The sequence below is a fragment of the Janthinobacterium lividum genome, from assembly GCF_034424625.1.
In the GTDB taxonomy this organism is placed as follows: domain Bacteria; phylum Pseudomonadota; class Gammaproteobacteria; order Burkholderiales; family Burkholderiaceae_D; genus Janthinobacterium; species Janthinobacterium lividum.
In genome coordinates this window covers 6098793-6114312 of sequence record NZ_CP139976.1, presented here as the reverse complement: position 1 = coordinate 6114312, position 15520 = coordinate 6098793, and the positions used below count along the sequence as shown (strand labels likewise).

At 63.2% G+C, this 15520-nt stretch carries 11 protein-coding genes; all 11 read left to right on the top strand.

From position 1 onward, the window contains the following. The first annotated feature begins 5 nt into the window (after positions 1-5). The 11 genes from leuS to U0004_RS27570 all read left to right on the top strand — a co-directional run bounded on the left by leuS (position 6) and on the right by U0004_RS27570 (position 15493). Positions 6-2645, top strand: a complete 2640-nt coding sequence (gene leuS, locus U0004_RS27620; RefSeq protein ID WP_070254710.1) for a leucine--tRNA ligase — start codon at positions 6-8, stop codon at positions 2643-2645. Positions 2646-2647: 2 nt separating this feature from the next. Beyond that, the gene (locus U0004_RS27615; RefSeq protein ID WP_070254709.1) at positions 2648-3238 is read left to right on the top strand and encodes an LPS-assembly lipoprotein LptE; all 591 of its coding nucleotides are present in this window, start codon (positions 2648-2650) and stop codon (positions 3236-3238) included. Positions 3239-3248: 10 nt separating this feature from the next. After that, complete coding sequence (gene holA / locus U0004_RS27610) at positions 3249-4265, top strand: DNA polymerase III subunit delta (protein ID WP_034778765.1); 1017 nt, start codon at positions 3249-3251, stop codon at positions 4263-4265. Positions 4266-4288: 23 nt separating this feature from the next. Beyond that, positions 4289-5560 (top strand): glutamate-5-semialdehyde dehydrogenase, encoded by a 1272-nt coding sequence (locus U0004_RS27605; RefSeq protein WP_070254869.1) that lies wholly within the window; start codon positions 4289-4291, stop codon positions 5558-5560. Between the two features lie 70 nt (positions 5561-5630). Further along, positions 5631-6068 (top strand): CopD family protein, encoded by a 438-nt coding sequence (locus tag U0004_RS27600; RefSeq protein ID WP_034745744.1) that lies wholly within the window; start codon positions 5631-5633, stop codon positions 6066-6068. Between the two features lie 10 nt (positions 6069-6078). Beyond that, positions 6079-6696, top strand: coding sequence for a 2-hydroxychromene-2-carboxylate isomerase (locus U0004_RS27595; RefSeq protein ID WP_034778761.1), 618 nt, complete (start codon positions 6079-6081; stop codon positions 6694-6696). An 83-nt stretch (positions 6697-6779) separates the two neighbouring features. Further along, entirely contained in the window at positions 6780-7985 is a 1206-nt protein-coding gene (locus tag U0004_RS27590) for a THUMP domain-containing class I SAM-dependent RNA methyltransferase (protein ID WP_371933489.1), read from the top strand. Between the two features lie 74 nt (positions 7986-8059). After that, a complete protein-coding gene (locus U0004_RS27585) occupies positions 8060-9340 on the top strand; it encodes a multidrug effflux MFS transporter (RefSeq protein ID WP_205412502.1) in 1281 nt (426 codons plus the stop codon). Between the two features lie 203 nt (positions 9341-9543). Then, on the top strand, positions 9544-11706 hold the full coding sequence (locus tag U0004_RS27580; RefSeq protein ID WP_070254708.1) for an HDOD domain-containing protein: 2163 nt from the start codon (positions 9544-9546) through the stop codon (positions 11704-11706). Positions 11707-11711: 5 nt separating this feature from the next. Then, entirely contained in the window at positions 11712-13916 is a 2205-nt protein-coding gene (locus U0004_RS27575) for an EAL domain-containing response regulator (protein WP_034778753.1), read from the top strand. A 2-nt stretch (positions 13917-13918) separates the two neighbouring features. Next, positions 13919-15493: an SEL1-like repeat protein gene (locus tag U0004_RS27570; protein ID WP_070254867.1), complete on the top strand. Its 1575-nt coding sequence runs from the start codon at positions 13919-13921 to the stop codon at positions 15491-15493. The last annotated feature ends 27 nt before the right edge of the window (positions 15494-15520 follow it).

Sequence of the window (15520 nt, the reverse complement as noted above, 5' to 3'; positions counted from 1 at the left end):
ACATCATGCAAGATAAATATAGTCCCGCCGACGTCGAACAAGCCGCCCAATCGCACTGGAAGGCGATCGACGCCTATAAAGCCGTCGAACACGACCCGCGTTTCCCAAAAGGCAAGTATTTTGCCTGCTCGATGCTGCCTTACCCTTCGGGCAAGCTGCACATGGGTCACGTGCGCAACTATACGATCAATGACGTGATGTACCGCTACCTGCGCATGAATGGCTACAACGTGCTCATGCCGATGGGCTGGGATGCCTTCGGCATGCCAGCGGAAAACGCGGCCATGGCCAACAACGTGCCGCCCGCGCAATGGACGTATTCGAACATCGCCCACATGAAGCAGCAGATGGAATCGATGGGCCTGGCCATCGACTGGTCGCGCGAAATGACTGCCTGCAAGCCCGAATACTACAAATGGAACCAGTGGATGTTCCTCAAGATGCTGGAAAAAGGCATCATCTACAAGAAGACCGGTACCGTGAACTGGGATCCGATCGATCAGACCGTGCTGGCCAACGAGCAAGTTGTCGACGGCCGCGGCTGGCGTTCGGGCGCGCTGATCGAAAAGCGCGAAATCCCCATGTACTACGCGCGCATCACCGATTATGCGGAAGAATTGCTGGCCTATGTGGATGACAAGCTGCCGGGCTGGCCCGAGCGCGTGCGCACCATGCAGACCAACTGGATCGGCAAGTCGACGGGCGTGCGCTTCGCCTTCCCGCATGAGATCAAGGACGCGAATGGCGCCCTGATCGGCGACGGCAAGCTGTATGTGTTTACCACGCGTCCGGACACCGTCATGGGCGTGACCTTCTGCGCCGTGGCCGCCGAGCACCCGCTGGCCATCCACGCCGCGCAAAGCAATCCTGCGCTGGCCGCCTTCAACGCCGAATGCAAGCTCGGTTCCGTGATTGAAGCGGATATGGCAACGATGGAGAAGAAGGGCATGCCGACCGGCCTGTTCGTCACCCATCCGCTGACGGGCGCGCAGGTGGAAGTGTGGGTCGGCAACTACGTGCTGATCACCTACGGCGATGGCGCCGTGATGGGCGTGCCGGCGCACGACGAGCGCGATTTCGGCTTTGCCAAGAAATACGACCTGCCGATCAAGCAAGTCATCGAAGTCAAGGGCCAGGAATTTTCGACGGACGCGTGGCAGGAATCGTATGGCAGCAAGGATGGCGTCTGCGTCGCTTCCGGCAAATACGACGGCCTGCATTTCGCGTCCGCCGTCGATGCGGTGGCCGCCGACCTGGCCGAACTGGGCCTGGGCGAAAAGAAAACCACGTTCCGCCTGCGCGACTGGGGCATCTCGCGCCAGCGCTACTGGGGCACGCCGATCCCGATGATCCATTGCGCCGATTGCGGCGTGGTGCCGGTGCCGGAAAAAGACCTGCCGGTGGTGCTGCCGGAAGACTGCGTGCCGGACGGCACGGGCAACCCGCTGAACAAATACGAAGCTTTCCTCAAGTGCGACTGCCCGCAGTGCGGCAAGCCGGCGCGCCGCGAGACGGACACCATGGATACCTTCGTCGATTCGTCGTGGTACTACATGCGCTATACCTCGCCAGGCAGCAATGATGCCATGGTCGACGCGCGCAACGATTACTGGATGCCGATGGACCAGTACATCGGTGGCATCGAACACGCCGTGATGCACTTGCTGTACGCGCGCTTCTGGACCAAGATCATGCGCGACTTCGGCCTGGTCAAGTTCGACGAGCCGTTCGTCAACCTGCTGACGCAGGGCATGGTGCTCAACGAAACCTACTTCCGCAAGGACGCGGTGGGCAAGACTACCTGGTTCAACCCGGACGACGTGCGCCTGTCGCTGGACGACAAGGGCCGTCCGCAAAGCGCCGTCCTGGTGGCCGACGGCCAGCCGGTGGAAATCGGCGGCACGGAAAAAATGTCGAAGTCGAAGAACAACGGCATCGACCCGCAAGCGCAGATCGAGCAGTACGGCGCCGACACGGCCCGCCTGTTCACCATGTTCGCCTCGCCGCCGGAACAGACGCTGGAATGGTCGGGCAGCGGTGTCGAAGGCGCGAACCGCTTCCTGCGCCGCGTGTGGAACTTCGGCTACGCCCAGTCGGCCACGATCCAGGCCGCACTGGCTGGCGGCGCCGCACCTGCCACGGGCGACGCGCAGAAAAACCTGCGCCGCGAATTGCACAAGCTGCTGCAGCAAGCCGATTACGACTTGAAGCGCATCCAGTACAACACCGTGGTGTCGGCCTGCATGAAGATGCTCAACACCCTGGAATCGGCCAAGCTCGATGACAGCGCGCAGTCGAAAGCGCTGATCGCCGAAGGTTTCTCCATCTTCCTGCGCCTGCTGAACCCCGTCGCGCCGCACATCACCCACGTGCTGTGGCAGGAACTGGGCTACGCTGGCGTGCACGGCGACCTGTTGAACGTCGCCTGGCCGCAGGTCGACCCGCAAGCATTGGAACAGTCCGAGATCGAGATGATGATCCAGGTGAACGGCAAGCTGCGCGGCTCGATCACGGTGTCCAAGGATGCGGACAAGGCCAGCATCGAAGCGGCTGCGCTGGCCTGCGAAAGTGTGCAGAAGTACGTCGAGACCACGCCGAAGAAGATCATCGTCGTGCCAGGCAAGTTAATCAGCATCGTGGTGTAATCATGACGACTTCCTCTCAAGTATCGCTGTTGGGCCGCCGTGCCGTGCTGGCTTTGGGCCTGACTGTTTTGCTGTCGGCCTGCGGCTTTCACTTGCGCGGCTCGAACGGCAGTTTCATGCTGCCGTTCGCGACGATGTACATCGGCTTGCCCGACACGTCGCCGCTGGCGATCAGCCTGAAACGCTATATCCGCGCCATTGGCAGCACGGAGGTGGTGAACACCAAGGATGGCGCCGATGCCGTCCTTGAAGTGCTCAACGACCCGGAGAGGAATCGTACCAAGACCATTTTGTCGCTGAACCCTAACGGCCGCGTGCAAGAGTACCAACTCGGCTACTCGATCAATTTCCGCGTGGTGGACAAGGCCGGCAACCAGTTGCTGGTACCGACGACCATCAGCCTGGTGCGCCCGATTACCTTCGACGAATCGCAGGTACTGGCCAAGGAAACGGAAGAAGCGGCGCTGTACCGCGACATGCGCAACGACCTGGTGCAGCAGATCATGCGCCGCCTGGCAGCCATCAAGCCGGTGCTGCCGGCCATGTCGGTGGCGCCAGTGACGCCCGTGACGCCGGTCGCGCCGCAGCAGTAACGGGGACGCCATGCAATTGCGGATAGACGCGCTCGATGGGCATGTGGCCAAGCCGCTGGCGCAGCTGTATGTGATCACCAGCGACGAACACTTGCTGGCGCTGGAAGCGGCCGACAAGATCCGCCGCGCGGCGCGTGCGCAGGGGTACTCCGAGCGCGACGTGCTGACGGTGGAGCGCAGCTTCAAGTGGGGAGAATTGCTGGCCGCGAATCAGGAGCTGTCGCTGTTCGGCGACAAGAAAATGATCGAGCTGCGCATCCCCACCGGCAAGCCGGGCAAGGATGGCGGAGCGGCGCTGCAAAGCTATGCGAAAAATCTCAGTCCGGACAACCTGACCCTGATCACCTTGCCCAAGCTGGATTGGGCGACGCAAAAGGCGGCCTGGGTCGCCAGCCTGCAGCAGGCGGCCGTGTATATCGACATTCCGAATGTGGAACGGGCGCAGTTGCCTGCCTGGATATCCCAGCGCCTGGCGGCGCAGGGGCAAAGCGCCGAACGGGCCAGCATCGACTTCATCGCCGAACGGGTGGAAGGCAATTTGCTGGCGGCGCACCAGGAAATCCAGAAACTGGGCTTGCTGCATGCCGCGGGCAAGCTGACGTACGAGCAAGTGCAGGACGCGGTGCTGAACGTGGCCCGCTACGATGTCTTCAAGCTGTCCGAAGCCATGCTGGCCGGCGACCCGGCCCGCCTGGTGCGCATGCTCGAAGGCTTGAAAGGCGAGGGCGAGGCGCTGCCGCTGGTCTTGTGGGCCGTCTCCGAAGAAATCCGCACGCTGTTAAAATTGAAGGCCGGCATGGCGCAAGGGCGTCCATTGGGCGCGCTGCTGAAGGAATACCGTATCTGGGGGCCGCGCGAGCGGATGATGGAACCGGCCCTGCGGCGCATTTCGCTACCCGTGCTGGAAGCGGCGCTGCAGCAGGCGGCGCAGGTGGACAAGATGATCAAGGGCTTGCGCGCCAAGGGCTACGCGGGCGATGCCTGGGATGCCATGCTGCAGCTGGGCCTGAAGATCGCCCGAGGCTAGTTTTTTACTATATGGATACGAGCATGGACATCACAGAATATATGCAGGACGTGGGCACGCGCGCGCGCGCCGCCTCGCGCGCCATGGCGCGTGCCGACAGCGCCACGCGCAACCGTGCCTTGAGCCTGATCGCCGCCGCCATCGTGCGCGATGCCGATCTGCTGCGCGCGGCCAACCAGCGCGACCTCGATGCGGCGGCCGCCGCCGGCTTGGCGCCGGCCATGCTCGACCGCCTGACCCTGTCCGACTCTGCCATTGCCACCATGGTCGAAGGCTTGACGCAGATCGTGTCGCTGGCCGACCCGATCGGCGAAATCTCGAACATGAAATTCCGCCCGACGGGCATCCAGGTGGGGCAGATGCGCGTGCCGCTGGGCGTCATCGGCATCATCTATGAAGCCCGTCCGAACGTGACGGTGGACGCGGCCGGCCTGTGCATCAAGAGCGGCAACGCGACGATCTTGCGCGGCGGCTCGGAAGCGATACACTGCAACCGCGCGCTGGCCAAACTGGTGGCCGAGGGCTTGCAGGGAGCAGGCCTGCCGGCCGATGCCGTGCAAGTCATCGACACCACCGACCGCGCCGCCGTCGGCGCTCTCATCACCATGCCGCAGTACGTGGACGTCATCGTGCCGCGCGGCGGCAAGGGCCTGATCGCGCGCCTGATGAACGAGGCTACCGTGCCGATGATCAAGCACCTCGATGGCATCTGCCACGTCTACATCGACGCCAAGGCCGATATCAGGAAGGCGATCGATATCGGCTTCAACGCGAAGTGCCACCGTTACGGTACCTGCAACACCATGGAAACCCTGCTGGTGTCGCGCGCCATCGCCGCTACCGTGCTGCCGCAGCTGGCCGAACTGTACCTGACCAAGCAGGTGGAACTGCGCGCCGATCCGGAAAGCCATGCGATCCTGGCCGCCGCCGCTTATCCGCACCTGGTGCCCGCCACCGAGGAAGACTGGTCCACCGAATACCTGGCGGCGATCCTGTCGGTGAAAGTGGTCGACGGCATCGACGAAGCGATGGACCACATCAACCAGTATTCGTCCAAGCATACGGAATCGATCATCACGGAAGACTACAGCGATGCGCTGCGCTTCCTGCGCGAAGTCGATTCCGCCTCAGTGATGGTGAACGCGTCGACGCGTTTCGCCGACGGCTTCGAATATGGCCTGGGCGCTGAGATCGGCATCTCGAACGACAAGCTGCATGCGCGCGGCCCGGTGGGACTGGAAGGTTTGACCTCGCTCAAGTACGTGGTCTTTGGCCACGGCGAAGTACGTAAATAGTCTCTTTCGCGGGCTGCCCAAAAGGCGGCCCGTGCTCTCGTTTCTCTCCACCTCCGACACTGGAAACCCCATGCTCTTTCTCTGGACCAAAGCCTTCCACATCATCTTCGTCATGTCCTGGTTTGCCGGCCTGTTTTACTTGCCGCGCATCTTCGTGAACCTGGCGATGGAGACGGAAACGGTGGCCACCGAGCGCCTGCTGCTGATGGCACGCAAGCTGTACCGTTTCATGTCGCTGCTGGCGCTGCCGGCCATGGTGCTGGGGTTGGCCTTGATGTGGATGCTGTACGGCGGGGGCGAGGGCCGCATGAAGATGCCGGGCTGGATGCACGCCAAGCTGACGTTCGTGGTGCTGCTGCTCGGCTATCACCATGCCTGCGGTTCCATCCTGCGCAAGTTTGAAAAAGGTCTCAACAAGCGCAGCCACACCTGGTTCCGCTGGTTTAATGAAGTGCCGGTGGTGATGCTGCTGGCCGTCGTCGTGCTGGTCGTGGTCAAGCCTTTCTAAGGGAGTCGAGATGAGTGCAAGTCAGAGCAAAGTCGTGCAGTATTTCTTCGCCCCCCACTCGCCATGGACCTATCTGGGTCATGCGCGCCTGATGGCCATTGCCGCGAAGACTGGTGCCCAGATCGACGTGCGCCCTTTTGACCTGGGCAAGGTCTTCAGCGTCTCGGGCGGCCTGCCGCTGGCCAAGCGCGCACCGCAGCGCCAGGCGTACCGCCTGGCAGAATTGGCGCGCTGGTCGGCCTTTTTGCAGGTGCCATTGACCTTGCAGCCCAAGTTCTTCCCCGTGTCGCCGGAAGCTTCTGCCAAGCTGATCATCGCCACGCGCCTGGCGCACGGCGTGGAAGCATCGCTGAACCTGGCGCACGCCATCATGCGCGGCTTGTGGGCTGAAGAGCGCAACATCGGCGACGAGGAAACCCTGGTGCAGATCGCGCTGGATGCCGGTTTCGATGGCCGCCAGTTGCTGAAAACGTCTGAAACGGCCAGCGTGCAGGCCGAATACGATGCCAATACGGAAGCGGCCACCGCCGCCAGCGTCTTCGGTTCGCCGTGGTACATCGTCGATGGCGAAGGGTACTGGGGCCAGGACCGCCTCGATTTTGTCGAACGGGCGCTGGAGAAGTTGTAGGTCGGATTAGCGCTGCGCGCGTAATCCGACAGGTTTTGAAATTTTTAGTTAATTGTTTTTAACGGATAAAAGGTATCCTAATTATGGCTTCATATTTTTGCCCATGCCCGCGCGGCATGGAAGCGGCGCTGGCCGAGGAACTGGGCGAGATCGCCCAGGATAGTTCGACCATGAAGGTCCACAACCAGGTACCGGGCGGCGTACACTGCTCGGGCGACCTGCTGGACTCCTATCGCATCAACCTGCATTCGCGCATCGCCTCGCGCGTGCTGATGCGCATGGCCCATTCCGGCTACAAGACGGAAAACGATATCTATGACCTGACCCTGGCGCAATCCTGGGAAGACTGGTTCGGCGTGCACCACACGATCCGCGTCGACGTCACGGCCGTCAAATCGCCGCTGCGCAGCCTGGAATTCACGACCTTGAAAATCAAGGATGCGATCTGCGACCGCTTCCGCGACCAGTTCAACGAGCGCCCATCGGTCAATACCAAGACGCCGGACATGCGCATCGTCGGCTTCCTCGACGCACACACGTTTACCGTCTACCTCGACACCTCGGGCGAAGCCTTGTTCAAGCGCGGCTGGCGCGAAGAGACGGGCGACGCGCCGCTGCGCGAAAACCTGGCCGCCGGCCTGCTGCGCGTGTCGGGCTGGAAGCCTGGCATGGTGCTGTTCGACCCGATGTGCGGTTCCGGCACCATCCTGGCCGAAGCGGCGCAGATGCTGCAGGGCATTCCGCCGGGCGCTTCGCGCCAGTTCGCGTTTGAAAACTTCCACGACTTCGATCCGGCGCCGTGGAATGCCATGAAAAACGCCATCAAGGTCAATCCGCTGCCAGCCGAACCGACCATTTTCGGCAGCGACATCTCGGGCGACATGGTCGCCATGACCCGCCACAACCTGCGCTGCGCCGGCGTGCGCTTCGACGTCCCTTTGAAACAGATCGAGGCGCAGGAAGTCAAGCCGCCAAGCGAAGTGCCGGGCATCATGCTGACCAACCCGCCGTACGGCGAGCGTATCGGCGTGCGTGGCGACAGCACCATCCCGGAAGATGAACTGTCGACTTCCTTCTATTCGGCCATGGGCACGACCCTGAAGCAGCGTTTCGCCGGCTGGACCGTGTTCCTGTTCACGGCCGACCTGGGCCTGCCCAAGCTGCTGCGTTTGAAGGAAGCGCGCAAGACGCCTTTCTTCAATGGCGCGCTGGAATGCCGTCTGTTCCGCTTTGACATGGTTGCAGGCTACAACCGCCGTGAAGAAGCCAAGCCCAAACCACAGCAGTAAGCGTTCACCGTAAGACACCCGCAGTAACCCCGCGCGCGGACTGAAATTGGTCCGCGCGCCACTTTGGACCCGCCATGTTTCCCACCCCTCCGGCCGATGTGCCGCCCGACCCGGTTACCCCTGTTCCGCCTCCCACGCCGAGCCACATGGCGCCGCTGAGCCGCGGTGCGCTGGCGATGATGCTGGCCGGGCTGTCGATGCTGGGGCCCCTGTCGATCGACACGTATCTGCCCGCGTTTGGGGCGATCCAGGGTTCGCTGCAGGCGTCGCCGCTGGAAGTGCAGCAGTCGCTGACGTTCTACATGCTGGCCTTTGCCGGCATGGTGCTGTGGCATGGCGCGATCTCGGATACCTTCGGCCGGCGCAACGTCATTCTCGTGTCCCTGCTGATGTTTGCCATCGGCTCGCTCGGCTGCGCCTCGGCGCACACGGTGCACTATCTGTGGTTCTTCCGCATCATGCAGGGCGTCTCTGCCGGCGCCGGCGTGGTGATCAGCCGCGCCATCATCCGCGACCTGTATGCCGATGCGGCGGCGGCGCGCCTGCTGTCGCTGGTGACGATGATCTTTTCCATCGCCCCGGCCGTGGCGCCGATTCTCGGCGGCTGGATCGTCATCTGGTTCGACTGGCGCTCGATCTTCCTGTTCCTCGCCTTTTACACGGTGGTGCTGCTGGCGTTCTGCTACTGGCGCCTGCCCGAAACCCTGCCTTTGGCCAAGCGCCAGCCGTTCAATCCCCGTTTCCTTGCATCGAGCTATGGCCAGATCCTGCGCTCGCCCCTGTTCCACATCAAGGCCGGCATCGTCGCCCTCAATTTCGCGGGCCTGTTCCTGTTCATCACGGCCGCGCCGGAAATGCTGCCCAGGCAGCTGGGCCTGGGGCCATCGCAATTCGGCTGGCTGTTCATTCCCTGCGTGAGCGGCATCTTCATGGGCGCCGCGGCGGCCAACCGCATCGCTGGCAAGGTCACGTTCGCGCGCCAGATCGGCATCGGCTTTGCCTTCCTGCTGTGCGCCGCCAGCGTCAATGTCGTGTATCACCTGTTCCTGCCGCCATCCTTGCCCTGGTCGGTGCTGCCCCTGTTCTTCTACACTTTCGGCATGTCGCTGGTGGGACCCGGCGCGACCCTGCTGGCGCTCGATCTGTTCCCGCATATCCGCGGCACGGTGGCCTCGTGCCAGTCGTTTGCCAGCACCATGCTCGGCGCCGTGGTGGCCGGCGTGATCTCGCCGCTGCTGTCCGGTTCCGTGCTGTGGCTGGCCTCGGGCCAACTGGCGTTTACGGGCCTGGCGCTGGCGCTGTGGCTGATATCGCGGCGCTTCCGCCACCGTTTGCTAGGTTCCTTCAAGGCATAAGTTTCCACTGTAGAACGCTAGATTTATTTCAACTTAATTTTCTATATTGCAAGTAATATCCGGCGCTTATGATAAGATGAGTTCTTTCCCGGCATCCTCTCAGGCAATAGATTTTTTGGTTACAGGAGTGGAGGATTCCTCTGAACGTGGCCGCGCTTCGCTGCTGAGCGCTCATCCTTTTCGAACCGGCAATGCCTGATACGATGCATCAATCTGATCAAGATATTCGCAATCGCCTGCTGATTGCCCGCCTGCCGGCCATGCCGCAGATCCTCCTCAAGCTGATCGCCCACCTGCAGGCCGACGATGCCGGCATGCCGGAGCTGGCCGCCCTGATCGCCAAGGATGCGGGCATGACCAGCAAGATCCTCGGCGTGGCCAACAGCTCGGCCTATCATCGCCAGAGCAAGGTCGTCAGCCTGGAGCAATCGCTCGTCTCGCTGGGCACGGACATGATCAAGACGCTGGTCATCAGCGAATCCGTCTTCCAGACCTTCAACAGCTTCCCCCATTCCGGCAGCACGGATTTGCGCGCCTTCTGGAAAAGTTCGCTGTCGGCCGCCGTCATGGCGCGCGCGCTGGCCAAGGCCATGACCTATCCGCATGTCGAGGAAGCGTATCTGGCAGGATTGCTGCACAACGTGGGCCGCCTGGCCTTGCTGGCCACGGCGCCGAAGGAATACGCCTTCAATTTCACGGCGCGCGACGATGCCGCCCTGTGCGCGGTGGAGCAGCGCACCTTGCAGATCACGCATGCCGAAGCGGGCGCCTGGCTGATCGAGCGCTGGCATCTCGATTCCTTCCTGGCCGACAGCGTGCTGTATCACCATGAACCGCTGGCGCGCCTGGAAGCGAGCCATCCCCTGATCCGCATCGTGCGCCTGGCACACCTGCTGTGCAGCCATGCCGACGATGCGGACGAGGCCGAGTCCATCACGCAGGCGGCAAGCCTGTGCGCGCTGGATGTCGAAGTACTGGAAGACCTGGCCGGCAGCGTCGCGCGCCAGGTGGAGCAGGCCGCGCAGCACCTGGGCATCGACCTGGCCGGCGCGGATGATATCGCCACGCCGCCCGCGTATGCGCCGCCGTCCGTCGATCCGGTGCAGCAGCGCCTGTCCGACGAAGTGCGCAACATGGTGCTGGTGTCCGAAGTGGGGCAGACTTTCGCCCGCCAACAGGGCGAGAGCAGCCTGCTGGAAGCCATCACGCGCTCGGCGCGCATCCTGTTCGATTTCGACACCACCATCATCCTGCTGCAAAACCCTACCGGCCATGCGCTGGTGGGCGTGGCGGCGGGCGAGCATCAGCAGCGCCTGGCGGGGTTCTCGATCCCGCTGGCCAAGGGCGGTCCGCTGGCCGCTTCGGCGCTGGAGTGCCAGTTGGCGTTCCTGAAACGCGACATGCCGGCGCTGGGGATCGTCGAGGAGCAGCTGTTCCGCATTCTCGGTACCGACAGCCTGGTCTGCGTGCCTTTGGTGGCGGGCCAGCGCAGCCTGGGCGTGCTGATTGGCGGCGTGGCGGCGTGGCAGATTCCCGCTTGCCAGAAGCGCGAGGGTTTCCTGCGCGCGTATGCCAACCAGGCCGCCACGGCGCTGGAAACGGCCATCAGCGCGCGCGGTCTGGCGCGGCGCCAGCTCGATCACGTGGCCGAGGAATACCGCGCCGCGTCGCGCCGCGTCGTGCATGAAGTGAATAACCCGCTGTCCATCATCAAGAATTACCTGAGCGTGCTCGATCACAAGCTGGAGAAGCAGGAGCCAGTCACGGGCGAGATGTCGATCCTGAACGAGGAAATCGACCGGGTCGGCCAGTTGATCAGCGGCCTGGCCGATCTGCAGCCGGTGGCGGCCAGTGGCGTCACCGATTGCGCGCGCGTGGTCGACGACGTGCTGCGCCTGTTCCGCGCCACCGATTTCCTGCCGTCGAAGATCGAAGTGGTCACGCGCATGCAGGACGCGCCATGCGAGGTGGAGGCCGATGCCGACACGCTCAAGCAAATCCTGCTCAACCTGCTGAAAAACGCCGTCGAAGCCCTGCCCGATGGCGGGCGCATCGAAGTGTCTAACCGTGGCCATGTCAACCGCGACCGCCGCCTGTACCTGGAGCTGTGCGTCAGCGACAATGGCGCCGGCCTGTCTCCCGACGTGCTGGCCAATCTGTTTTCCCCTGTGCGCAGCAGCAAGGAAGGGGCGCATCACGGTCTGGGTTTGTCCATCGTGCATGACCTGGTCACGCGCCTGCATGGCATGATCGGCTGCCGCAGCAGCAAGTCCGGCACCTCGTTTGAAATCTTACTGCCCATTCCCTTGCCGACGAGCGCTGCAGCCGCGCTGCCCGCGCCGGGCAATACCGCCTTGTCTTCGTAACGTCCATGAACTCCTCCGCCATTCCGTTTGACCTGGAAAACAGCCCGCGCATCCTGCTGGTCGACGACGAGCCCCGTTTGCTCGCTTCCCTCCACGAACTGCTGAAGGACCGCGGCTACCAGCTGCACACGGCCACTTGCGGCAGCGAAGCGCTTGCGCAGTTGTCGAAACTGCGCTTCGACCTGATCCTGCTCGATCTGCGCCTGCCCGACATGAGCGGCCATGAAATCATGGACCATATCAACCGGCGCGGCATCGAGGGCGACGTGATCGTCATGAGCGGCGACGTCGGCATCGAGGCGGCCATCGGCGCCCTGAAGCGTGGCGCCTACGATTATCTGCGCAAGCCGTACAGCCGCGAGGAGCTGCTCAAGACGGTGGAGAATGCGCTGCAAAAGCGCAAGCTGGCGCTGGAGAACGAGCGCATCGCGCTGCAGCTGGAAAACTCGGAAAAGATGTACCGCTATCTGGTCGACAGCTCGCCCGACATCATCTATACCCTGAACCACGAAGGCCGCATCACCTTCATCAACGACAGGGTGCACCAGTTGCTGGGCTTTAGCCGCGAAGAGCTGATCGGCAGCCATTATTCCATCCTCGTGCACGATGAAGACCAGGAGCGGGCGCGCTATGCCTTCAATGAGCGCCGCCTCGACGAGCGGGCCTCGCGCAATGTGGAACTGCGCCTGAAGTGCCATAGCGGCAGCGGCAGCGACCGTACCTTCAACAACACGCTGATGACGATTCCGCTCAATTCGATCGGCATGCACAGCCACGATCAGGAAGCGAAAAAGCAGGAGTACTTCGGCACCTACGGCGTGGCGCGCGACATCACCGACCGCAAGCGTGCCGAGGAAGTCATCTCCTACCAGGCCTACCACGACATCCTGACGGACCTGCCGAACCGCATGCTGTTCAAGGACCGCCTGGGCCTGGCCGTGATCCAGGCGCGGCGCAAGCTGACGGAACTGGCCGTGATGTTCATCGATCTCGATCGTTTTAAACTGGTCAACGATACCCTGGGCCATGTGAAGGGCGACGAACTGCTGCAGCAGGTGGCGCTGCGTCTGAAGGATTGTTTGCGCCGCGGCGATACCCTGGCGCGCCAGGGCGGCGATGAATTCACCATCGTGCTGCCGGAACTGCGCGACCGCCAGGATGCGCGCCTGATCGCCGACAAATTCCTCGAATGCCTGCACCAGCCGTTCGACCTCGATGGCAACCAGGTGCATATCTCGGCTTCGATCGGCATCGCCATCTATCCGGGCGATGGCGAGACCATCGACGAGCTGCTGCGCCACGCCGACATCGCCATGTACCAGGTCAAGGCGCTGGGCAAGAATGGCCACAGTTTTTATCACGAGTCCATGCTCGACGTGTCGCACCAGAAGATCGCCCTCGAGCAGAGCCTGCGCAAGGCGCTGGAGCTGAACCAGCTGGAGATGTATTACCAGCCGCAGGTGGACGTGATGACGGGCCGCATCGTTGGCGCCGAAGGCCTGATGCGCTGGAACCACCCGCAGCGGGGCTTGCTGACGGCTGGCGAATTTTTGCCGTTCGCCGAGGAAAACGGCTTGATGCTGCCGATCTCGGACTGGATGCTGGGCGCCCTGTGCCGCGACCTGGTGCAGTGGAACGCGGCCGGCGGCGAGGCTGTGCGCCTGTCGCTCAATTTGTCGCCGCAATACCTGGACCGGGGCGACTTTTTCGAGAAGATGCGCGGCGCCCTGACGCGCTATGGCATCGCGCCGGAAAAGATCGAAGTGGAAATCACGGAAAACATCTGCATCCGCAACCCGCAGTATGCGATCGAGCAGTTGAACAAGCTGTGCCAGCTGGGCGTGTCGGTCGCCATCGACGATTTCGGCACCGGCTATTCCTCGCTGTCGTACCTGCACCGCTTCCCCATCCACACGATCAAGATCGACCAGTCGTTTGTGAAGGAAATCCACGACGAGCACGGACACTACCCCGTCATCCTGGCCATCATCTCGATCGCGCGCGGCCTGGGCCTGCACCTGATCGCCGAGGGCGTGGAAACGGAAGGACAGGCGCGCTACCTGCAGGACAAGGGCTGCACCACGATGCAGGGCTATCTGTACCACCGGCCCATTTCGCTGGGCAGTTTCATCGGCGTGCTGCAGGAGCAGAACCGCCTGATCGCTGATGCCGCCCCCGCGCTGTCCCAGACGCTGGCCATCGAGGCTTGACCGTGCCGCTTGCCGACCCCCGCTACACGGCTGCTCATTACACGGCTGACTACCTGCGCCTGAAAGGACTGGCCGAGAAGGGCAATGCGAACGCCCAGCACAGCCTGGGTTTCATGCATTTCAATGGCCAGGGGATCGAACAAAGCTATGCGCTTGCCTTGCACTGGTATGGCCTGGCCGCCGCGCAGGGGCTCGAACACGCGCAATACAATCTGGGCGTGATGTGCCAGAAGGGGCAGGGCGTGCCACAGGATTTTGCGCAGGCGGCGCACTGGTACCAGCAGGCGGCCGAGCAGGGCTACGCGGCCGCGCAATACAACCTGGGATGGCTGTATGCCAAGGGCCAGGGGCTTGCGCAAGATAGCGCACAAGCCATGCTGTGGTTCAGCCGCGCGGCGGAACAGGGCGACGCGGGCGCGCAGAATAATCTGGGCATGATGTATGACAATGGCAAGGGCGTGCCGCAGGACTTCGTGCAAGCCATCGCCTGGTACCGCAAGGCGGCCGACCAGGGTTATGCGCGCGCGCAGTTCAACTTGGGCCTGCGCTACGACAATGGCCAGGGCGTGCGCCAGGACCGCCAGCAAGCGACGGCCTGGATGCGCAAGGCGGCCGAGCAAGGCTATGCGCCGGCCCAGTTCAACCTGGCGCTGCGCTATGAAAATGGCGACGTGCTGCCGCAGGACAGCAGGCAGGCGATCACCTGGTACCGGCGCGCGGCCGAGCAGGGCCACGCCAGTTCGCAGTTCAATCTGGGACTGATCTACGACAATGGCCAGGGCGTGCCCTGCGATAAGCAGGCGGCACTCGAGTGGTACGTGAAGGCGGCCGGCCAGGGGCACGCGGCGGCCCAGCACAACCTGGGCCTGCACCATGAGCATGGCGCGCAGGACTATACCCGGGCGCAGGTGTTCTACCGCCAGGCGGCAGGGCAGGGCTTTCCTGCCGCGCAGTACCAGCTGGGACTGTTGCATGAGCATGGACAGGGCATGCCTGCCGATGCGCAGGAAGCCATCTTCTGGTATCGCAAGGCGGCCGACCAGGGGCATGTGCGGGCGCAGTTCGACCTGGGTTTACGTTATGAACATGGCCAGGGCGTGCCGCAGGATCTGTCGCTGGCGCTGGAGTGGTACCGCCGCGCCGCCGAGCAGGATTACGCGCCGGCGCAATACATGCAGGGCGTGTTGCACGACCGCGACGATGGTCCTGCGCCCGACAGCCAGCTGGCCTGCGCCTGTTATTGCCGTGCCGCCGCGCAGGGCCACAGCCTGGCCCAGTTTGCGCTGGGGCTGCGGCATGACAATGGCCAGGACGTGCCGCAGGACTATGCCGCCGCGTGGGACTGGTATGCACTGGCCGCGCGCCAGGGCCATGCGCGGGCGCAAATGAATCTGGGCCTGATGGCGGCCAGCGGCCAGGGCGGCCCGCTCGATTTGCAGCAGGCCTACATCTGGCTGTCGATGGCGGCGGCGGCCGGCGTGTCGGGCGCGGAAAAATCCTTGCGCCAGACGGCGGCGCGCATGCGCGAGACGGATCTGGCGCGGGTGCGCGAACAGCTGGCGGCGATAGCAGGCTGAACGCCGGCGTTAGCGTGCGCGGATACA